Raw genomic sequence first — 23,165 nt, forward strand, 5'->3', positions numbered from 1 at the left:
TATGATTGCATTAACAAAAATCAAAATACTTAAACAATTTATAAAGGACCTGTTTTCATAGGAATATCAACTTTTGTACATTAGCAACAAACTAAATTATACATGGATATTAACTTCAATAAAAATGAAGACCACAATAAACTTTTACTCTCAGAATTAAATAGACGCTTAGCTAAAGTAAGCCTAGGTGGTGGTAAAACTCGTATTGAAAAACTACATGCTAAAGGAAAAATGACAGCAAGAGAGCGTATTAATTATCTTTTAGATGCCAAGTCTAAGTCTATTGAAATTGGTGCTTTTGCTGGAGAAGATATGTATATTGAACATGGTGGTTGTCCATCGGGTGGTGTTGTTATAAAGATTGGTTATATTAAAGGGAAACAGTGTATTGTCGTAGCTAATGATGCTACGGTAAAAGCGGGAGCCTGGTTTCCTATAACTGGAAAAAAGAATTTACGCGCTCAGGAAATTGCTATCGAAAACAAACTTCCTATTATTTATTTAGTGGATTCTGCCGGAGTATATTTACCGCTTCAGGACGAAATATTCCCAGATAAAGAACATTTTGGACGTATTTTTAGAAACAATGCTATTATGAGTAGCATGGGAATTACCCAAATTGCTGCTGTTATGGGAAGCTGTGTTGCTGGAGGCGCTTATTTGCCTATTATGAGTGATGAGGCTTTAATTGTTGATAAAACAGGAAGTATCTTTCTTGCTGGTAGTTACCTCGTAAAGGCTGCGATTGGAGAGAGTATAGATAATGAAACTTTAGGAGGTGCAACAACGCATTGTGAGATTTCTGGAGTGACCGATTATAAAGCTAAGGATGATAAAGATGCTTTAGATACCATCAAAAACATTATAGATAAGATTGGCGATTATGATAAAGCAGGTTTTAATAGAAGCGATTCAAAAACACCAAAAGAAAATACTGAAGATATCTACGGTATTTTACCAAAATCCAGAGCCGATCAATACGATATGTATGAAATAATAAAGCGATTGGTTGATAATTCTGAATTTGATGAATATAAAGCGGGCTACGGACAAACCATTATTACTTGTTATGCGAGAATTGATGGTTGGGCAGTAGGTATTGTTGCTAACCAACGTAAACTTGTAAAAACAAAAAAGGGTGAAATGCAATTTGGAGGCGTTATCTATAATGATAGTGCGGATAAGGCGACGCGTTTTATTGCGAATTGTAATCAGAAAAAAATTCCTTTAGTATTTTTACAGGATGTTACTGGCTTTATGGTTGGTAGTAAAAGTGAACATGGTGGTATTATTAAAGATGGTGCTAAAATGGTAAATGCGGTTAGTAATTCTGTGGTTCCAAAGTTTACTATTATCATCGGAAATAGTTATGGAGCTGGTAATTATGCTATGTGTGGAAAGGCTTATGATCCTAGATTAATTGTTGCATGGCCAAGTGCTGAACTGGCGGTTATGAGTGGGAATTCGGCTGCCAAAGTATTATTGCAAATTGAAAAAGCGTCGTTAGAAAAACAAGGTGAAAAGATTACACCCGAAAAGGAAGCGGAACTTTTTAATAAAATAAAAGACCGATACGACAATCAAGTGTCTCCATATTATGCTGCTGCGCATATTTGGACAGATGCGATTATTGATCCCCTAGATACTAGACATTGGATTAGTATGGGGATTGAAGCTGCTAACCACGCTCCTATTGAAAAGCAATTTAATTTAGGAGTATTACAAGTATAAAGACATATTTTCACCTCCAAATCTATTTATAATATGAAAAAAAGGAAGATTCTCCCCCTACTAGGTCTACTTTTTACTAGTTATGCGCTGTATTTAATTTATACATTCTATATTGACACTAATGACAATATAAAATCCATCTATTTAGTTCCGAAAGATGCTGTTTATATTATTGAAAGTCAAAAGCCCATTGATAATTGGAATACCATAAGTAAAAGTGATATTTGGAAACATTTAAATACCAATGCCTATTTTAATAGCCTTTCCGAAAGTCTTAATAAGCTGGATACCATCTTTAAACAAGATGAAAGTACTTTTAAAAGATTTGGAGATAGAGAAATACTCATATCTTCACATATTTATACGCCTGGGAAGTATGATTTTCTATATGTTATTGATTTGCAGAAAATAGCAAAACTTGATATATTAAAAAATCATTTAAATACCATTACTACAGCTAATTATAAAGTAAGTAAGCGTAAATATCATGAACACCAAATAACAGAGATTTATGATATAGAAAGTCATGAAACGCTATACATTAGTTTTATAAAAAACCAAATGATTGTGTCCTATATGCACACATTGATTGAAGCTTCCATAGATCAATATTTAGAACCAGAAATTGGCAGGGATCTCGACTTTATAGAAGTAAATAAATATGTGGGCTATAACGATATGTTTCGTTTATATTTTCAATATAAATATTTAGATGATTTTATTAAAATATTTTCGAATGACTCAGGTGATCTTGGAAAAACCCTAAGCAGCAGTTTAGAATTTAGTGGCTTTAGTTTTGATTTAGATGATAATACTATTGTAGCAAACGGAATAACAAATTTTAATGATAAAGCTAATGCCTATTTAAAAGCTCTAGAGAAATCTGGAACTGGCACACGTAGCATTAGCAAAATTGCACCAAAACAAACAGCACTTTATTTAAGTTTCTCGTTTAATAGTTTTAATGAGTTTAATACTAATTTTGAATCCATCCAGAAAGAAAATCCAGAGCAATTTAAAAGCTATATTGAAGGCATAGAAAAAGTAGAAAACTTTTTAAAGATTGACTTAAAAGAGCATTTTATTAGTTGGATAGATGATGAAGCCGCATTACTACAACTACACTCTACAGTATCTCAATCTAAAAAAGATGTTGCAATAGTGTTAAAAACTAATAATAGTGAAAAAGCAAAACAAAACTTAGATTTTATCTTAGAACAAATACGGAAACGTAGCCCTGTAAAATTTAAAGAAATAAATTATAAAGGCTATCCAATCAACTTTATGTCTATTAAAGGTTTTTTTAAGCTACTAATAGGGAAACTATTTAAAGGAATAGACAAACCCTACTATACTATAATAGAAGACTACGTCGTATTTAGTAATCACCCTAATACTTTAAAAAGTATCATCAATAGTTATACAAATAAAGAAACACTGGACAATTTTGAAGCTTATAAAGACTTTAACGATGCGTTTGATAGTAGATGTAGTGTTTTTGCTTATATAAACGCTCCTAATTTATATAATAGTGTGTATGATTTTGTTGATACAAATGCAAAAAAACAATTAAAAGAGAATAAAGATTATTTTATTTGTTTTCCACAAATTGGTATTCAGCTAACACCAGAAAAAGGTTTTTTTGAAAGTAAACTAGTCATTGATTATGAAGATTCAGATATTGTAAAAACTAAATACACATTTGCAGATACAAACTCCCATTCAAAAACATACAATCCTCCTAAATTAGTAGAGATTACTGAAGACAATTTAAATAAAGAAACTATTTTCAATATTCCTGAAATTTTCCCTTCAGATTTAACTGCTAAAGAATTTATAAAAAAACACAGCAATGGAAAAGTTAAATTCTCTGTGGAACTAAAGGATGGATTAAAACATGGAGACTATAAAGAATATTATAGAAATGGTAAACTAAAAATCTCTGGTAAATATTCTAAAGACGAGCAAAATGGCGTCTGGCGTGTTTATAATTTTGAGGAGGATGTTGTATTTAAAAAACGCTTTTAATGTTATAAATTACAAACTTTGTTTTTATTAGCTATTATTAAAAATTAATCATTTAGGACACTGATGCTCTGATAGTTGATCTTAATATTTTTTATTTTCTCATGAAATTTCTGTATCTTATAGGTTGATAATCAATATTTTTCAATCATGGGAACAATAAAAACGCTTAATAAATGGGCTAATGCGCATACGTATTTACCGCTTGATTTATTACGTATCGCTCTTGGTGTCTTTTTATTTATAAAGGGCATTGGTTTTATGTCAGACAGCGCCATGCTAATGGAATTATTTAAACCCATACAAAATTTAGCTGGAGGTATGGTAGTTATTCATTATGTAGCTCCTGCTCATTTTATTGGTGGCATTTTAATTGCTTTTGGTTTGCTTACCAGATGGGCCATTATTGCTCAGCTCCCTATTTTAATTGGGGCTATTGTCATAAATTTTGTTGGAGAAATGATTTCTAACAATTTGTTTTTAGCCGTTATAACCCTATTCGTATGTCTCTTTTTCTTAATATATGGTTCTGGGAAAAATTCTTTGGACTATTATTTTAAAATGCAGAAATAAAATAAAAAGAGAGCGCTTTTTAAGTCTAATTTTTGTCCGTTCGAACGCAGTCGAAACCTTCATCTTTTTAATGAAATGTTTTAGTTCTCGATTGCGCTCGAACGGACATTTAATTTTTATTTATCTTTTTAGGCAGCCAACTTAACTTATTACTCCAGAATACTTCTCTATTAATCTTACAATTAAATCGTTTAGTTTTTCAACTTCGAAACTATCGGTACTTGGTTTTAAATGTGGATTACCAATCCCACTATCATCCGTAATAAAAACATAAGTACCATTTGTTGAAACGCTAAAGAAACGCATTAAAAACTCAACATTTTTATCAGCTCCACTAGCTACAATCGGGATTATTTTTATTCCTTTTTTTTGTGCCAGTTTTATTTGCTCTTTAATAATAGCTACATTTTCTTTAGTAAAATGAGGTGGGGCATCTAGCAGTAAAAATAACAATTTTGCTTTTGCATTAGCATTCCATTTTTTGCTCATAGATACTTTCAATGCTTGTTCTACAGCTTCTTCATAATCCCCACCCCCTCCTGCTCCTTGATGAGATAAAATGTCTTTAACAGCATTGATATCTGAATTAAAATCAAAATCTCTTACTATATATGCGTCTCCATGATCTCTATAAAATGTTAAGGCTACTCGCTTGTCATCTATACTTTTATCTAATCTCGTAATAATATTTTTTAGCTCAGATTTTAAATAATCTATTTCGTCTCCCATCGACCCCGTAGCATCAATAGTAAACATAATATCAATATCGTTGGATTGTGATTGTTCATCTAATGTAAACTCAATTCGCTCGTATGTGTTTGTGATTTTTTTTCCAAAAATTCTTTTGTTTTGTTGAATTTGGAGGGTATAATATTCTCCTTCACATTTTTGATTCAAATCTTTAAATAATGTGACTTCTCCTGTAAAATCTGTTCTTGCTGCCATTATTAATTGATTTGATTCATTAAACAAAAACACTTTTATATTATTTAGAGGTAATCCTTTATTATCACTTATGGCAACTTGTATTCTATTTTCCAGATAAAAATTCCAGTTTTGTTGTATTTTTTTATATGCTTCTTTCTTTAAATTTTCTTTCCATTCGCCCCATTTCTCTAAATCGTTAATTTCTCCAGCTGTTAATAAACCAGATTGGGGCTCTTGGTTATTGATTTTTACTCCACGAACTTCTCCAGATAGTTTTGAAGAAACCGATTCGGGCTTAACAGAAGTAATAGAACCTGTTATTTCCTTCTTTTTTGTTGTACCATACCCCATTATCACAACTTCTTCTAAGCTTGAAATATCTTCCTCTAGTACTACAGAAATTGTATTAAGAGTTCCAACTTTCTTTTCTTGCGTTACAAAACCAAGGTAACTAAAGACAAGAATATCTGTTGGTTTTGCTTTGATTTTATATAGTCCCTCAAAATCTGTAGTGACTCCTCTACTTGTTCCTTTAACAATAACATTAACTCCAGCTAGCGGTAAATTATCGCTTGCAGATGTTACTTCCCCTGATATTAATTGTTCTTGAGCTTGTATTTGTATGGAAATTACCAATACAATGATGATTTTTAATAATACTTTCATAATAGCTGATTTTAAAGTTTAGTATAAAACTAATCTCAAACGCTTTCTTATAAAACCAACAATGAGTGAAGTGACCTTTTGAATGAGTAAGGCATAAAAAAGAGGCTGTCTAAAAAGTGCCATTCAGAATGAAATGAAGAATATATAAAGGTTTTAATATTTTGATTTATAAACCAATAAGATTCTTCGCTGTGCTCTGAATGACAAAATATATCACTTTTTAGACAGCCTTTTTTAAAAACATTATGTTTTTAATCTATTTAATCTCCAAACTATAAGGGAATAACAATTGAATCCCTTTTTTCTTGGACATTGATTTGATTTCTTTTAAAATTCTGTAATTTTCTTCCCCTAATTCTTCTTTTAAAATGGTTTCTTTAGCTTTTACCAAACCTAAATCACTTAACATTTGATCTAGATCTTTTTCATAAACAGGGAATTCTTCTATTTTATAGTCTTCAATGTCTGCTGCTTCAATGGCTCTTTGCAATGCTAAGTCTAATCCGCCTAGCTCATCTACCAAACCATTATTTAAGGCATCTACTCCAGTCCAAACACGTCCTTGAGCAATAGCTTTTACATCATCTTGACTCATATTACGTCCTACGGCTACTCTATTTGTAAAGAGTTCATAAATATCTACAATACTTTCTTTAATAAAAGCACGTTGTTCATCATTTAAAGGTTCAAAAAAGCTATATGAAACTGCATTTTTATTAGTGATAACTTGTTCTGCGTTAATACCCATATTATCTGCTAATTGCTTACCATTTGGCAGCACTCCAAATACGCCAATACTTCCTGTGATTGTTGTTGGCTCTGCAATAATCTTATCAGCATTACATGCAATATAATAACCTCCTGATGCTGCTACGTCTCCCATCGAGACAATAACGGGTTTTACTTTTTTGGTTAACTCAATTTCTCTCCAAATCAATTCACTTGCCAGAGCACTTCCACCTGGAGAATTTATACGTAATACAATGGCTTTGACTTTATCATCTTCCCTGGCTTCTTTTAAAGAAGCATTCATAACACCTTGCCCAACAGTCTCCTCGTCACCTTCTCCATAAATAATATCGCCTTCAGCATAGATAACTGCTATTTTGTTTTTACTCTTATTGGATTTTAATTTATTAGCTACATAAATTGAATAATCTGAAATAGTAATAGACTCTAAATCATCGTTAGGTTTCACTCCAACAACATTCTTAATATCATTAATATATTCATCGTGATATGCTATTCTATCGATCAGCTGAGACCTTTTAGCTAAATCAGCAGTTCTACCTAACAAACTATCTGCGATGGTATTTAGTTTTTCTGAAGCTATATTTCTACTTTTTGAGACATCTTGCTTGATTTCATTCCAAAGCCCATTGAGATAAACAGAAATCTGCTCTCTGTTTTCATCACTCATTTCATTAGTTAAAAATGGTTCTACAGCACTTTTATATTTTCCAAACCGTACCACTTCCATTTTAAAACCTGTTTTTTCTTGAAAATCTTTAAAATATAAACGCTCTGAATAGAGTCCTTTAAACTCCATCATACCAACCGGATTCATATAAATAGTATCGGCAACTGAACTTAAATAATAATCTTTCTGTGTATAAATGTCACTATAAGCAACAACAAATTTCCCCGATTCTTTAAATTTTAACAACGCATTTCTCAAAGCTTTTGTTTGTGAGATGCCTGCATTAATAAAATTATTGGCTATTGAAATTCCTTTAATTTTATTATCTGTAGCTGCATAGTTTATAGCATCAATAATATTGAATAACCCGTTTTTATCGTCTTCATTTAAAAATGGATACTCTGCAAACTCAGTTTTATCAGCATAATCTTTTATAGGAAAGTTTAGTTTTAATTCTAAAACAGAATTAGATTTTACCTGAATGACTTCATCTGACGATGCCCCAAATAAGAGACCAATTAAAAACAACCCTAAAAAACAGATAATAAGAAAAACAATAATTCCCGTTACCGTTGATAAAACACGTTTAATAAAATCCATAATTTTTATTTTCTATTTGTATTGAAAAAGGAGACAAAGTTACAACTTAAGCCAATAAATTTAATAACTCCAATGTTTTTTTGCGCTGAATTTTACCTGAAGATGCTTCTATAAAGCGTTCAATGGCATAAATTTCTTTCGGTTTTTCAAATTTATCTAAATCAGAAAAGACAGCTTCATCTAGCTTCGTAGAATCACTTTCCAAAACTAAAATAGGCTGTTCTCCTAAGGATTCGTGAGCACTTGAGGCTATATAAAAACGCTCTTTTATTTTATCTTGAAGTTTTGCTTCTATTTTTTCAGGGAATAATTTAAGTCCTCCAGAATTTATAACATTATCGTAACGCCCTAACCATTCAAACTCATTTTCAGAAAGGCATTTAACAATATCGTTTGTTATAATTTTATCTTTTGAAAGCTTTGGAGCATCAATTATCAGACAATCCCTTTCATCCTGCGAAATAGATATGTTTGGTAGTGTTTGGAAGCAAGATGCTTCGGCAAGCTCGACATGACACCCTTTTTCTTTATTAAAATTATTTATTTTTTTAACCGCAATATGAGTTACCGTCTCAGTCATACCATACGTTTCATAAATACTTGAACTGAGATTTTGAATCTTATCCTTCAATGAATTTGAAACCGAAGCGCCACCTACAATAACCGTCTTAATACGATCACAGCTATTTAATGAATTTTGAAGCTGCAATGGAATCATAGCACAAAAATTATATGAGGTTTTTGTATTAAAATTTGGCTGAGAGTTTGGTTCAATCAAATCTAATTCTAATCCAAGGATCATAGCCCTAACAAGCATCATTTTACCTGCTATAAAATTTGAAGGTAAACAATGTAATGCCCTATCTCCTGGTTCTAAATTGAAAAAATCACCTGTTGCTATAGCAGAATTCACCATAGCTTGCTTACTAATTGAAATTGGTTTTGGTTCCCCTGTAGACCCTGATGTATTTACAATTATAGAATCATTAATATCTAGCCAATCAAGTAAAAATTCACCAATGGATACCTCATATGGCACACCTTCTTTCACAAAACTGTATGCCACTTCCATAAGGTCTTCATATGTATAATGAACACCATTTAATTTAAACCTATTATGTACTTTATTATAATTAGGAGTCACTTATAACATCTTCTAAAATTTTATAATCTTCTTTTGGTGGTACTATAACTTTTCCAAAAAGCTTTTCTTTCCAATTCGTCCAGTTATACTTTTTAGAAAGGATGAAAAGCAAGATAGGAAATACGACAAATACAGGAACAAATATCTCCATTAATCCCATGGTCTCTGGGTCTGACATGTCTTTAAAAATGGAATGTGTTTGAAAAGCAGTCCAATCTGCAGTTACAAGAAGTGCAGTAAATAAGTTATTGGCTGCATGAAATCCTAATGCCAATTCCATACCTTCATCCATAAGTGTCATAATTCCTAGCACAAGCCCTGTGCCTATGTAATATATCATAATAACATACCCAAGTTTTTCAACTTCTGGGTTAGCTATGTGGAGTAAACCAAAAACTATAGATGTGGTAAATAATGGTACCCATTTATTTTTTACAATAACACCAATCCCCTGCATTAAATAGCCTCTGAATAAATATTCTTCAAAACTTGTCTGTAAAGGAACTAATACTATAGCAATAACACTAAGTATTAAAAACGGTACTAACTTGAAATTAAATACATAATCTTCTGGGGTTAAGTAGTAATCTATCAAAACAAAACTACTTGAAACAATCCCCCAAAAAAAGAAAATAAACCAAAATCGTTTCCAATCTATCTTTTTTCTAGTAGTTGTTAAATGATTAAATGATAGCTTATGCAAATATTTTGTAACCAATAACAAACCTACTAATCCTATTGCAAAAGAGATTAACATTAAAAAGAGATTTAGGTTAGGCTCTAAAAGCCCCATCATGTCCGTTTGACCTAAATTTGTTAAATCTCCACCATCCTTAAAGGCTTTATATAAAACAGCTATCGTAAAAGGTATCTGCCCCATAACCACAGCTATAACAATAATTATTGACCCAATTATATATCGCCACCATTCATGTAATCCTTTAAAAGCTTGACTTATATACATATATTATAAATTTATATTCCATTTAATACTATTATTGTATTGCAATGTACCATTTTTAACTTGTAATGGAGACTCGAAATTATTAGTAAATAATCCACCTGTTCCAAGCCCTTGAGGCATTTTACTTTGCTTACTATACGTATATTGAGCAATGGCATTAAGCCCAATATTGCTTTCTAAAGCACTGGTAATCCACCATCCAGTTTGTTGTTGTTCTGCAATATCAATCCATTCATTACTTCCTTTAAAACCGCCCACCAAACTGGGTTTTAAAATGATATATTGTGGATTTATGGTTTGTAGCAATTTCTGCTTATTTGTTACTGAAAATATGCCTATTAATTCTTCATCTAAAGCTATTGGTAATGGGGTATCTATACACAATTGCGTCATGACTTCTATTTGCCCTTGTTTTATGGGCTGTTCAATAGAATGTAAATCGAAGTCTGATAATATTTTTAATTTTTCTAAAGCTTCAGAAGGTAAAAATGCGCCATTGGCATCTACTCGTAATTCAATATCCTTAGAAGTAAATTCTTTTCTAATGGATTTTATAAGATTTATTTCGGTTTGAAAATCAATGGCTCCAATTTTCATTTTAATACATGAGAAGCCGGCATCTAATTTTTCTTTAATTTGCTGTTTCATAAATGCTTCTGTTCCCATCCAGATTAAACCATTTATTGGAATAAAATCATTACTTTGAATGAATTTTGATGGAAATAATTCAAATTTGTTTTGGCTTTCTAAAGATTTGAAAGCGGTTTCTAATCCGAATTGAATACTAGGAAATTCAATCAATTCGGATAATAAATCATCTAAATCATTATTGATATTTTCACAAAGCCATTGTAATGTCTCTTCGTAATCTGACCTATCATCGGCTGAAAGGCCTCTAAACAATCCACATTCTCCTATACCTTGCTTGTCTTCGAATTTTAAAATAAGAAACCATGTTTCCTTGGTTTTTAAAATCCCTCGTGAAGTACCACTAGCATGCTTAAAGTTTAAAATGTATTTTTTATACGATGCAACTATCATTTACAATTCGATAAAACCACCAATTTCAAGAAGCATCAAGTCTTTTTCTTTTTCGAAAAACTTATGTTTGGCTACTTTATGATCAATTTCAATATAACCAAATGTATCAAAATGATAGCCTAAAACTTTATCACATGCAACAAAATCACTCGCCAAAATAGCGTCATCAATACCCATCGTAAAATTATCACCAATAGGCAAAATCGCTAAATCCAACTTTGTTTGTAATGGAATAAGTTTCATATCGTAAGTCAAAGCAGTATCCCCTGCGATATAAATATTTTTATGTTCACCTTCAATCACAAAACCTCCGGGCTGACCTCCATAGCTTCCATCTGGAAATGATGATGTATGAATGGCATTAACATATTTTACGATACCAAAATCAAAGTCCCAGGTTCCACCATGATTCATAGGGTGGCCTTCAATTCCTAATTTTTCGAAATACGAAACAATCTCAAAATTAGAAACCACTATAGCTCCTGTTCTTTTAGCTATAGCTTCAACATCTAGAGTATGGTCTTGATGTGCATGTGTTACTAAAATATAATCAGCTTTTAATTGATCTATATCAATATGTGAAGCCTTGGGGTTTCCAGAAATAAATGGATCTACAAGAATATTAACGTCATTTACTTGTATACCTAAACTAGCGTGACCGTAAAATGTAATTTTCATTATTTTGTGGTATTAAATTTTGCAAAAGTAAAATACAAAAAAACTATAACAAATGCCCTACTCCCATAAGTATAGCTAATAAAACGGTTGTTAATGCCAACTTTTTTAGTTCTGGATCTAACAATTTGAGGACTGTATTTTTACGTACCGTTCTTATATGTATCAACAAAGGGATATAGGTCACAATAAAAATTAGATTATAAGGAGATGTGTAATATAATATACCGAATAAAGCGGACAATATAATTGCTAACCCAATTAACGTATAATGATATATTTTGACATTTTTAACTCCCATTTTAACCGCTAATGTCCTCTTGTTTGATTTTTCATCAGATACAATATCTCGCATATTATTAAGATTAAGAACACCTACACTTAATAAACCTATTGTACATGCTGGAAGAAAAACAACATGATCTATTGTTTTGGCATATAACACATAGCAACCAATAACACTTATTAAACCAAAGAAAACAAATACAAAAAGATCTCCTAAACCTCTGTAACCGTAAGGGTTATTTCCAACGGTATATTTTATGGCTCCAATAACTGATGCGATACCTAGCATAAAAAATAAAAATGTGAGCAAAAAATGCTTGACTCCAAATGCACTAAAAATAAGTAAAAAAGCTAAACCAATAGAAATTAAAACGTTTATTTTAATGGCATTAAACATGTCTTCTGGTGATATTTTTCCAGATTGTATAGCACGTTCAGGACCAATTCTATCATTATTATCGGTACCCTTAACCCCATCACCGTAGTCATTGGCTAAATTGGACAGTATTTGAAAGCTTAATGTGGTAAAAATAGCAAGGATACCTATTCTCCATTTGAAGTATCCATTATATTCAGCTAAACATGATGCTAAAATAATCCCAGATATTGATAACGGTAACGTCCGTAGACGCATAGTCGAAATCCAAAGAGAGGCTCTATTCATTATGGAATCCATTTTTTAGCAAAATTGGGCTTACGCTTCTCTAAAAAAGCATTTCTACCTTCAATTGCTTCATCTGTCATATAAGCCAAACGAGTGGCTTCACCAGCAAATACTTGCTGTCCAACCATGCCATCATCTGTTAAATTCATAGCAAATTTAAGCATCTTTATAGAGGTTGGTGATTTTGCTAATATTTCTTGAGCCCATTCATAGGCTGTAGCTTCTAACTCGTCATGTGGTATTACAGCATTTACCATCCCCATTTCGTAAGCTTCTTGTGCTGAATAATTTCTTCCTAAGAAAAATATTTCTCGCGCTTTTTTCTGTCCGACCATTTTAGCTAAATACGCAGACCCATATCCTCCGTCAAAACTAGTTACATCGGCATCAGTTTGTTTAAAAATAGCATGTTCTTTACTTGCTAAGGTTAAATCACAAACCACGTGCAAACTATGCCCGCCACCTACAGCCCAACCAGGCACAACAGCAATAACTGCTTTTGGCATAAACCTGATTAATCGTTGCACTTCTAAAATATTTAAACGATGATAACCATCTTCACCAACATAGCCTTGATGCCCTCTAGCTTTTTGATCACCTCCACTACAAAAGGAATAAACTCCATCTTTAGTCGATGGTCCTTCTGCCGATAATAGTACGACTCCTATATTTACATCTTCATTGGCATCATAAAAAGCATCATATAATTCGTTAGTTGTTTTTGGTCTGAAAGCATTTCGGACGTCTGGTCTATTAAAAGCTATGCGTGCAACACCATTACACTTTTTATAAGTAATGTCTTGATATTCTTTAGCAGTTACCCAATTCTCTTGGTTCATTTTTATTATTTTAGTCAAAAATAAATTTTATTTTATTAAATCACTTACTTCGCTATGAAAAATAACTTTTTAGCCTTCATTTTAGTTTTCTTCACGCTTTTATCTTATTCTCAACCTTATGATTTTAAGACCATTATAGATCTTGAAGCTACAGATGTTATTAGTCAAGGTAATACAGGAACGTGCTGGAGCTTTTCTACGTCGTCATTTCTTGAAAGTGAAATAATTCGTATTACTGGAAAAAAAATAGATTTATCTGAAATGTATAATGTTCGTCATACATATCTCAACAAATCATGGAACTACGTTATGAGACAGGGTAAAACGCAATTTAGTGAAGGTGGATTAGCACATGATGTTATGAATAGCATTTCGGAACATGGACTCGTACCAAACACGATCTATTCTGGTTTAAAAAATGGAAACGCCAAACACGATCATTCTAAGTTGGTAGATACATTGAAAAAGACTTTAGACCTTTATATAAAAGACTCAAAAACGTTTAATTGGAAAAAAAGGACTAATGACATTTTAGATACCTTTCTTGGTGAAAATATTGAAAGTTTTGACTATAACGGAAAGAAGTATTCGCCTTTATCTTTTATGAAACAGGTTAAAATAGATCCAAAAAATTATGTAACACTTACATCATTTTCCCATAAGCCCTATCACACAAATTTTATACTTAACATTCCTGATAATTTTTCTAATGGTGAGTTTTTCAATGTGTCTCTAGATGAACTTGCAAATACTGTAAATAATGCGTTAAAAAAAGGGTTTACTATTGAATTAGACTGTGATGTTAGTGAAAAAACTTTTTCATCTAAACATGGATTAGCAGTTATTCCCATAGATGGTATAAATATAGCAGATGCTTTAATAAATGTATCAGAAGAAAAGAAAATAACACAAGAGTTCAGACAACAAGAATTTGAGAACTATAATACTACTGATGATCATTTAATGCATATTACTGGGTTAGTAAAAGATCAGAATGGAACAATCTATTATAAAGTTAAAAATTCATGGGGTAAAAATCCCAAAAGAGTTAATCATGGAGGATATATTTATATGAGTGAAGCATACTTTAAATTAAAAACAATCTCTATAACACTACACAAAAATGCACTCCCTAAAAAAGTTCTTAAAATCTTGAGAAAAGCTTAAATATGCATAGCAAATTTTAGCAGAGTGATAAAAATATAAATATACGTACATATACGTATATAAGTGTAGTTCTTTTTTTATTAATTTTGTATAGAATTAATTTTTGTCGGATAAATTCGTTTTTTAACGATAATATTTTGTATTTTGTCGACTTAATACCCAAAACTATGTTACTTTCAATTACTATTTCCCTCGCAGTGTTGGTGATTATTAATTTATTATTGCTAAAATTTAGCTCAAATAAAATTGATAGAACTGCTAAAACAAACAAAAAACCTGTAGTACTTACACCTCAAATTACCATTGAACAGGAATCTGAGAGACTTGCTCCAACAGGAAGTTAGTTTTACTAAAATGCTTATTACCGAACCAATAGCCTCTATTGGCACTTAAGGGTGAAGGATGCCCCGAAGTTAATATTTTGTGATTGTGAGTGTTTATTAGTTTAACCTTTTGCTTTGCATAACCGCCCCAAAGTAAAAATACAATATCCTTTTTCTTTTCACTTATAGTCTTTATAACGGCATCAGTAAAGATTTCCCATCCTCTTTTTTGATGGCTCCCTGCTTGATGTGCTCTAACCGTTAGCGTTGCATTCAGTAATAACACACCTTGGTCTGCCCATCGCATAAGGTTGCCACTTTTTGGGTATGAAATTCCTAAATCTGTTTCTATCTCTTTAAAAATATTGATCAATGATGGAGGGTGAGGAATACCATCGTTTACAGAAAAACACAGTCCATTCGCTTGTCCATACCCATGGTATGGATCTTGACCAATAATTACAACTTTTACATCGTTAAAATGACAATGATTAAAAGCATTAAAAATTTGTTTTCCTGGTGGAAAACAAGTTTGAGATTTATATTCTGTTTTTACAAAACTTACTAATTCTTTAAAATAAGGTTTATCAAACTCTTCTTTTAAATAAGGCTTCCAGCTTTCATGAATATCTACATGCATATCAATTAGATAATATTCTTACTAATAATTCTTTTAATAAATCCCCTTGTGAAACAGCATTAGCCCCTACACCTTTACTTTTCACGTCAAAATCTCTCAATGTAGAAACGACCATACTTACTTTACGCATTGGGTAATGCCTTGCTGCTGCTATATATTCATTCACAAAATAGGGATTTATTTTTAAAGCTGATGCAACATTTCTAGGTGATTTATCACTCAAACCATGAAAATGAAGTAACTGTGAAAAGAAATTAAAAAGCAAAGACACTGTTACAACCATTGGATTGTCCTTTGGGTTTTCAGCAAAATAATTAATAATTTGATACGCTTTAATGGTATTTCTTTCCCCAATAGCTTTACGTAATTCAAAATTATTATAGTCCTTACTTATGCCTATATTTTCTTCAATATGCTCAGGCGAAATTTGAGTTCCCTTTGGTAAAATAATTTGAAGTTTTTCTAACTCATTATTTATTTTACTTAAATCTGTTCCCAAAAACTCAACAAGCATTTGCGCAGCTTTAGGTGAAATAGAATAGTTTTTAGGAGATAACACACGACGAATCCAATCAGCTACCTGATTTTCATAAAGTTTTTTGCTTTCATAAATTACGCCCGTTTTTTTAAGCGTTTTATACAACGCCTTACGCTTATCAATCTTTTTATACTTGTAGTTAACAACCAAAACAGTTGTTGGTTGAGGGTTTTCAGTATAAGGTGCTAACTTTTCAATAGTCCGTGATAAATCTTGAGCTTCTTTAACAATAACCACCTGATATTCTGCCATCATAGGATAACGCTTAGCGTTACTTACAATATCTTCAACCGTTACATCTCGACCATACAAAACCATTTGATTAAAACCACGTTCTTCTTCAGCTAAAACAGTGTTTTCAATAAAATCAGAGATCTTATCTATATAATAAGGCTCCTCTCCCATTAAAAAATAGATCGGTTTTAGGTTTTTATTCTTTATATCAGTGACTAATTGTTTGACTTCGTCCAAACTATTTTATTTTTCGAATTACAAACACTAAAACCAAATTAATAATTATAATTATTAAGGATTTAGTACTTGAATATTGTGATTTCTGGTTTTGTAACTTAACTTTGAAAAAAATCAGGATGCATTAATGCAAGCACTTAATTTTCCGAAGTTTTCGTTTCGATTCAAAAATAATGAAAATAAAGTTTCTATTTTCGATAGTATTCGCAAAAAATTTGTGATTTTACAACCCGAAGAATGGGTACGTCAACACTGTGTTCAATATTTAATAAATAACAAAGGGTATCCTAAATCTTTAATTAATGTTGAAAAAGAATTGATTATTAACTCTTTAAAAAAACGTTACGATATTGTAGTGTATAATTCTAATGGAAGTATTCATTTAATAGTAGAATGCAAGGCTCCAAAAATTGTTATAAACCAAGATACATTCGATCAAATAGCTCGTTATAATTTAAAGTTAAATGCAACATATTTAATGGTTACAAACGGATTAAATCATTATTATTGCCAAATGGATTTTAAAAATGAACGTTATAATTTTTTAAAGGACATCCCGGGTTTTAGTAGACAGTCGCAGTGAACAGTCACAGTATTCAGTATTCAGCAGATCTGTAGTAAATAGAAAACAAACGTTGAAATAAACCATGGAGAGCAAGTCCATTTCGTGAAATACTGGAATATAAAATGATGTGGTTCGTAAAACTGAATTAGTGTGAATTCGTGTCAAAAATTTTTAGACCCTGAAAACAAAATGCACTAAAGCATCTAGTTTTAACTACTTTTGTGACCAATAAACTTTAAACTATAATCTTTAAACTTGAAACTAGCAATCGTCATATTGAATTGGAATGGTAGAAAGCTTTTAGAACAGTTTTTACCATCTGTAATTGAACACTCAAAAGAAGCAGATATATACGTTGCAGATAATGCTTCGACAGATGATTCGATTTCTTTTTTAAAAGGTACTTACCCATCAATTAAAATAATTGAAAACAAAGAAAATGGTGGTTATGCTAAGGGGTATAATGAAGCTCTGAAAGATTTAAACGCTGATGTTTTTTGTTTACTAAATAGCGATGTAGAAGTTACTAAAAACTGGTTGTTACCTATCATTGAAACTTTAAAAAAGGAAGCTAATACAGCCATCATTCAACCTAAACTACTCGATTATAAAAATAAAGACTATTTTGAATATGCTGGGGCTGCTGGTGGATTTATTGATAAGTACGGTTATCCTTATTGTAGAGGTCGCATTTTTAATACTATTGAAAAGGACTCTGGACAGTTTGATGATAGTTCTGAAATATTTTGGGCATCTGGCGCTTGTTTCTTTATAAGAAGAACCGTATTTCAAGAATTAAATGGGTTAGACAAACACTTTTTCGCACATATGGAAGAAATAGACTTATGCTGGCGGGCTAAGAATTTAGGATACAACATAAAATATATCGGGCAATCTGAAATTTACCATGTTGGTGGTGCTACGCTTGATGCTACCAACCCTAAAAAAACTTGTCTAAACTTTAGAAACAGTTTGTTTACATTAACTAAAAATGCCAAAGGATTATTATTTCCATTAATACTTGTTAGATTAATTTTAGACGGCATAGCTGGAATAAAGTTTTTACTTGAACTAAAACCGAAGCATACTGTAGCAATAATAAAAGCGCACTTCGGATTCTATAATAACTTAAGCAGGTTATTAAAACAACGAAAATCTATAAAAAATAAAATAAAATATTACCAAAGAACATCCATTGTAGTTGATTATTTCGTAAATAAGAAGACCAATTACAAAAGTTTATAAATAGTTAGCAAAAGTTTTGTTAACATTGTTAAAATTTAGCGTTTTTTATATATTTTTGTTAAATAAATTTTAAGGAAAATAAATCCACACAACACATTATGAAAAGACTTTTATTAATTAGCTTATCTACAACACTTCTTTTAAGCTCATGTGTTTCTAAAAAGCAATTTACAGATTTAGAAGCAAAACAAAAAGAAACTCAAGACTTACTTAACTCCGCAACGGTAAAATTAAATGCTTGTATAACAGACAAAGCAACTGCAACAGCAAGAGCTACAGCCTTAGAAGAACAAATAGCAGATTTACGTAAAAATAATGATAATCTACAGGTTTTATCTGCAAAAGGAGCTAGTAACATCGAGAAAACATTAGAAAGCATTAAAGAAAAAGATTTAAAAATTACACGTTTACAAGATGCTATTACTAAAAAGGATAGTGTAACTTTAGCATTAGTAACAAGCTTTAAGCGTGAAGTAGGTATTAACGATCCAGATATCGAAGTAAATGTAGAAAAAGGTGTCGTGTTTATTTCTATTGCTGATAAATTGTTATTTAAAAGTGGTAGCTATAATGTAACATCTAAAGCTAAAGATGTTCTTGCAAAAGTAGCTAAAGTTGTAAATAGCAAACCTGATTTTGAGTGCATGGTAGAAGGACATACAGATAGTGTTCCTTATAAAAAAGAGCCTTTATTAGATAACTGGGATTTAAGTGTTAAACGTTCTACATCTATTATTAGAGTACTTGAGACTTTAAATGTAAATCCTGGTAGATTAATTGCTGCTGGTCGTAGTTCTTATGTTCCATTAGTAGATAATGATACTGCAGAAAACAGATCAAAAAACAGACGTACACGTATTGTTGTACTTCCAAAAATCGATCAGTTTTATGACATGATTGAAAAAGAAATGAAAAATCTTGAAGCTGGAGGAAACTAGTCAGTTTTAAAAAACATAAATCAAAGCTCAACTTTTTAAGTTGGGCTTTTTTTATGGTGTTATGCAACACCTGGAGTTAGTTTACCAGCAATGTGTAATTTATTACGAAAACCACATGTGAGAAATAAAGAATCTCGGTTTATTTTCTATCTTAGTCCTCAAGCAACACATAATAATACATGACAATAAAAATAATACCTACACTAAAATTCAAAAAGTATTGTCTTGCTGTTTTAATTATATTCTCTGCATGCGCTAAAAAGAAAGACACAGTACAAAAAACAGATTTTTGTTCACAAATTCATAGAAATAACGATGTAACACTTTCAAATGAACTCGAAGATGTGTCCGAATTAATGAAAACCAAAACAGGCGTATATGTTCTAGAGGATGGTAGTGGTTCCATGGTTGCCAGAGCATGGTTAAGCGAATATGCAGAAAAAACTATAGATATTCAATACTTTATATTTTCAACAGATAACGTTGGACTCATAGCCTGTGACTATTTGATAAGAGCTGCAGATCGTGGCGTTAAAGTTAGAATCATTGTTGATGATATTATGGTTGATGCAGACATAGAAGATTTACTAACATTTAGTTCTCATGAAAATATTACAATAAAAATTTATAACCCAGGTGTAAACTTAGGAAAGAACCTTTTCAAGAAAATTGCAAAATTTGCAACAGATTTCAGAACTGCCAATCAGCGAATGCATAACAAGGCGTTTATAGTAGATGGCAAAGTGGTTATTACTGGGGGTCGAAATATTGCTGATGAATATTTTGACTATGACCATGAGTATAATTTTAGAGATAGAGACATTCTATTATTAGGTAAAGAATCAGAACAAGTAAACAAATCTTTTGATGAGTTTTGGGATAGCTCACTGAGTAAAGATGTTACTACCATCATTAAAGAAGGCTCTAAAACCACGTATCCCGAAAACAGGTTTAATAATCTTCACGAGTATGCATGTAACCCTGAAAACTTCTGGCCACAAGTAAGAAAAAGAATAGAGAATTTACCAGCTACATTTAAAGCTATTAAAAATTCCGGAGAATTAGTTTGGTTGGATGATGTCGAATTCATTTCTGATGTTCCTGGTAAAAATGATGGTAAAAATGGTTTAGGAGGTGGTGGTATTTCAACTAGTGCTTTAATTAATTTAGTTAAAAATGCTAAGTCTTCTATTGAAATCCAGACGCCTTATCTAATTACTTCCGAATTAAGTCAAAACCTATTTAAAGAAGCTGTTCAACGAGGCGTAAAAATTAGAATACTAACTAATAGCCTGTCATCAACAGATAATGTAGAAGCTTTTAGTAGCTATCAAACAGATAGGGAAAAACTGTTAAAGACCGGTATTAAAATATATGAATTCCGACCAGATGCAGCAGAACGCATGAAAATAATAACTGGTGAACTCCAAGAAACTTTAGATCATATACCAATTTTTGGACTGCATGCAAAAACCATGGTTGTAGATAATAAAACAACTGTGATAGGCACCTTTAATCTTGATCCCAGAAGTGCTAATTTAAATACGGAGTGTATTGTTATTGTTCACTCTGATAAAATTTCTTCTAGTGTTCTAAAAGGTATGGAAGAAGAATTTAAACCCGAAAATTCATGGGAAACAACACTAGATTTTAATCCAGATTCAGAGGTTAGTAAATATAAACGTATAAAAACTTGGACGCGAAAAATAATACCTAAAGAAATTTTGTAATAGATCATCAAAAAATCTCCAAACTCCCCTTACCTTCTCTAATAACAACAGGTTCGCTTTCAGATAGATCTATAACCGTAGACGCCTCATTATCTCCATAGCCACCATCAATCACCAAATCAACCAAATTATCCCATTTTTCTAAAATAAGCTCAGGATCTGTAGTGTATTCAATAACTTCGTCCTCATCACGTATAGAAGTAGATATAATAGGGTTTCCTAATTGTTTTACAATTTCCAAAGCAATATTATTATCCGGTACACGAATACCCACTGTCTTTCTTTTTTTAAAAGGATTAGGCAATGATTTCGATCCCGGAAGAATGAATGTATAAGGTCCGGGAAGCGCTCTTTTTAAAATCTTAAAAACCGAAGTATCTATTTGCTTTACGTAATCGCTTAAATTACTTAAGTCATGACATACAAATGAGAAATTAGACTTTTCTAACTTTACTCCTTTAATTCTCGCAATACGTTCTAAAGCTCTAATATTGGTGATATCACACCCTAAACCATAAACAGTATCTGTTGGATAAATAATAATTCCGCCACGTTTTAGAATAGCCACTACCCTTTCAACCTCCTTAGGATTAGGATTTTCTTCGTATATTCTAAAAAAATCAGCCATAATAATTATCTTGCATTATCGTTTTACAAAGTAAATACTATTTTCTTTATGAAAAGTCTAAAATATCATTTCTTAAGCTTAATCTTTATAATTACATGTCTTAATTGTTCAAATGAAACAGCTGAAGATGAAGTCACTGGTAGCTTAGAACCAAAAAGCTATTATGAAGAACTAAACATTTCATATGGAAATGATAGCGATCAAAAATTTGATTTGTATCTACCTGAAAATCGCAATTCTAATACTAAAACAATGATTTTAGTTCATGGAGGCGGATGGACCTCGGGTGATAAGAAAGATATGAACCCAATTAAGGATTTATTGCGACTAGATTTTCCAAACCTAGCTATTGTAAACATTAATTATAGATTGGCAGATGCAGATAATAAGCCCTACCCGATGCAAATTGAAGATATAACTGCTATTATTGATCATTTAAAAAGCAATAAAATAAAATATACAATTTCTGAAAATATTGGTTTTATCGGAACCAGTGCCGGTGGACATTTATCACTCTTATGGAGCTATGCTTTTGACAATGATAATAATACAAAAATGGTTTGTAGTATAGTTGGTCCTACAAACTTTACAGATCCTGCTTATTTAGATAATACAAATACGGAGCTACAAGAATTATTAGATTTATTTGGTTTAGATCTGGCAACATCCTTTTTAGAAGAAGCTAGTCCGCTACATCGCACTACAACTTCATCTCCTCCTACTATTTTATTTTATGGCGGTAAAGACCCTTTAGTTCCTACAACACAAGGAACCGATTTACGAGATAAACTTGAAAATCTAGGTGTCGTAAATGAGTTTACATTATATCCTGATGCAGGTCACGGTTGGGATGGTATAGAGTTACTAGACACTTGGACAAAACTTAGAGTTTTCATAAATAATTATTTATGACTTAATAGTGTAACAATTCATACTTATCTTAATCAATGCGGAAAATGGATTATGGATGGAAATATGTAATAACTTTATCTGGAGGGAAACATCACTACAAATTTATTGTAGCCCCTATAATAATAGTGTTAAAGAATTATGGTGGAAACGGACCTGTAAATTCAGTTCGCATGGCGAAATAATGTATGACGAAAAAAGTTTTTATTGTCATTAGGTTGTTTTTGTTTTAATCTTCGCTTCTGTTATATACTTCAAGATAAAAGACTTCCCTCCACAATATGATGATATCTCTGTTACTATAAGTAAAAATGAAATAATAAATGATGGTTATTTTAAATTTGTAAGCGATTCTTCAAAAACCCAACAACTGATAATTATTTTCAGTGACTTACCTCAAAAAATAGCATTTTAGAAAAACTCAAAAGTAATTTTTGAACTCATTATCTGAAAAAAT

At 31.4% G+C, this 23,165-nt stretch carries 20 protein-coding genes; 9 read left to right on the forward strand and 11 right to left on the reverse strand.

Annotated features, from left to right (window positions below):
• The first annotated feature begins 102 nt into the window (after positions 1-102).
• From EM932_RS04280 to EM932_RS04290, 3 genes are all read left to right on the forward strand, one after another.
• Positions 103-1,731 carry an acyl-CoA carboxylase subunit beta gene (locus tag EM932_RS04280; RefSeq protein WP_135875847.1) on the forward strand — a complete coding sequence of 543 codons (1,629 nt, stop codon included), beginning with the start codon at positions 103-105 and terminating at the stop codon, positions 1,729-1,731.
• A gap of 33 nt (positions 1,732-1,764) precedes the next feature.
• Positions 1,765-3,759, forward strand: a complete 1,995-nt coding sequence (locus tag EM932_RS04285) for a DUF3352 domain-containing protein (protein WP_135875848.1) — start codon at positions 1,765-1,767, stop codon at positions 3,757-3,759.
• Between the two features lie 147 nt (positions 3,760-3,906).
• The gene (locus EM932_RS04290; protein ID WP_135875850.1) at positions 3,907-4,329 is read left to right on the forward strand and encodes a DoxX family protein; all 423 of its coding nucleotides are present in this window, start codon (positions 3,907-3,909) and stop codon (positions 4,327-4,329) included.
• 141 nt (positions 4,330-4,470) lie between these two features.
• On the opposite strand, the gene EM932_RS04295 is transcribed toward EM932_RS04290, so the two are convergent.
• The 8 genes from EM932_RS04295 to EM932_RS04330 form a co-directional block, all read right to left on the reverse strand.
• Positions 4,471-5,922, reverse strand: a complete 1,452-nt coding sequence (locus EM932_RS04295; RefSeq protein WP_135875851.1) for a vWA domain-containing protein — start codon at positions 5,920-5,922, stop codon at positions 4,471-4,473.
• Between the two features lie 256 nt (positions 5,923-6,178).
• Positions 6,179-7,942, reverse strand: coding sequence for a signal peptide peptidase SppA (gene sppA, locus EM932_RS04300; RefSeq protein WP_135875853.1), 1,764 nt, complete (start codon positions 7,940-7,942; stop codon positions 6,179-6,181).
• A 46-nt stretch (positions 7,943-7,988) separates the two neighbouring features.
• A complete protein-coding gene (locus tag EM932_RS04305; RefSeq protein ID WP_135875855.1) occupies positions 7,989-9,086 on the reverse strand; it encodes an AMP-binding protein in 1,098 nt (365 codons plus the stop codon).
• Positions 9,076-10,050 (reverse strand): CPBP family intramembrane glutamic endopeptidase, encoded by a 975-nt coding sequence (locus EM932_RS04310; protein ID WP_135875856.1) that lies wholly within the window; start codon positions 10,048-10,050, stop codon positions 9,076-9,078. The genes EM932_RS04305 and EM932_RS04310 overlap by 11 nt, the downstream gene beginning before the upstream one ends.
• Before the next feature lie 3 nt (positions 10,051-10,053).
• Positions 10,054-11,091, reverse strand: a complete 1,038-nt coding sequence (locus tag EM932_RS04315; RefSeq protein ID WP_135875859.1) for an o-succinylbenzoate synthase — start codon at positions 11,089-11,091, stop codon at positions 10,054-10,056.
• Positions 11,092-11,769, reverse strand: coding sequence for a metal-dependent hydrolase (locus tag EM932_RS04320; protein WP_135875860.1), 678 nt, complete (start codon positions 11,767-11,769; stop codon positions 11,092-11,094).
• A gap of 43 nt (positions 11,770-11,812) precedes the next feature.
• Positions 11,813-12,727, reverse strand: coding sequence for a 1,4-dihydroxy-2-naphthoate octaprenyltransferase (gene menA, locus EM932_RS04325; protein ID WP_135875862.1), 915 nt, complete (start codon positions 12,725-12,727; stop codon positions 11,813-11,815).
• Complete coding sequence (locus EM932_RS04330) at positions 12,715-13,554, reverse strand: 1,4-dihydroxy-2-naphthoyl-CoA synthase (protein WP_135875864.1); 840 nt, start codon at positions 13,552-13,554, stop codon at positions 12,715-12,717. The genes menA and EM932_RS04330 overlap by 13 nt, the downstream gene beginning before the upstream one ends.
• Before the next feature lie 54 nt (positions 13,555-13,608).
• On the opposite strand from EM932_RS04330, the gene EM932_RS04335 reads away from it, so the two are divergent.
• The gene (locus tag EM932_RS04335) at positions 13,609-14,721 is read left to right on the forward strand and encodes a C1 family peptidase (protein WP_135875866.1); all 1,113 of its coding nucleotides are present in this window, start codon (positions 13,609-13,611) and stop codon (positions 14,719-14,721) included.
• 297 nt (positions 14,722-15,018) lie between these two features.
• On the opposite strand, the gene EM932_RS04340 is transcribed toward EM932_RS04335, so the two are convergent.
• A complete protein-coding gene (locus tag EM932_RS04340) occupies positions 15,019-15,684 on the reverse strand; it encodes a uracil-DNA glycosylase (RefSeq protein WP_135875868.1) in 666 nt (221 codons plus the stop codon).
• Position 15,685: 1 nt separating this feature from the next.
• Positions 15,686-16,693: a DNA polymerase III subunit delta gene (gene holA / locus EM932_RS04345; protein WP_135875870.1), complete on the reverse strand. Its 1,008-nt coding sequence runs from the start codon at positions 16,691-16,693 to the stop codon at positions 15,686-15,688.
• Between the two features lie 127 nt (positions 16,694-16,820).
• On the opposite strand from holA, the gene EM932_RS04350 reads away from it, so the two are divergent.
• From EM932_RS04350 to EM932_RS04365, 4 genes are all read left to right on the forward strand, one after another.
• Positions 16,821-17,276 (forward strand): type I restriction enzyme HsdR N-terminal domain-containing protein, encoded by a 456-nt coding sequence (locus tag EM932_RS04350; RefSeq protein WP_135875872.1) that lies wholly within the window; start codon positions 16,821-16,823, stop codon positions 17,274-17,276.
• A gap of 237 nt (positions 17,277-17,513) precedes the next feature.
• A complete protein-coding gene (locus tag EM932_RS04355) occupies positions 17,514-18,503 on the forward strand; it encodes a glycosyltransferase family 2 protein (protein WP_135875874.1) in 990 nt (329 codons plus the stop codon).
• A 98-nt stretch (positions 18,504-18,601) separates the two neighbouring features.
• Complete coding sequence (locus tag EM932_RS04360; protein WP_135875876.1) at positions 18,602-19,441, forward strand: OmpA/MotB family protein; 840 nt, start codon at positions 18,602-18,604, stop codon at positions 19,439-19,441.
• A gap of 179 nt (positions 19,442-19,620) precedes the next feature.
• Positions 19,621-21,171 (forward strand): phospholipase D family protein, encoded by a 1,551-nt coding sequence (locus tag EM932_RS04365; protein ID WP_135875878.1) that lies wholly within the window; start codon positions 19,621-19,623, stop codon positions 21,169-21,171.
• 7 nt (positions 21,172-21,178) lie between these two features.
• On the opposite strand, the gene EM932_RS04370 is transcribed toward EM932_RS04365, so the two are convergent.
• On the reverse strand, positions 21,179-21,799 hold the full coding sequence (locus EM932_RS04370) for an L-threonylcarbamoyladenylate synthase (protein ID WP_135875880.1): 621 nt from the start codon (positions 21,797-21,799) through the stop codon (positions 21,179-21,181).
• 48 nt (positions 21,800-21,847) lie between these two features.
• On the opposite strand from EM932_RS04370, the gene EM932_RS04375 reads away from it, so the two are divergent.
• A complete protein-coding gene (locus EM932_RS04375; protein ID WP_135875882.1) occupies positions 21,848-22,711 on the forward strand; it encodes an alpha/beta hydrolase in 864 nt (287 codons plus the stop codon).
• Positions 22,712-23,165: the final 454 nt, after the last annotated feature.

It is taken from the genome of Flavivirga rizhaonensis (genome assembly GCF_004791695.1).
GTDB lineage: Bacteria > Bacteroidota > Bacteroidia > Flavobacteriales > Flavobacteriaceae > Flavivirga > Flavivirga rizhaonensis.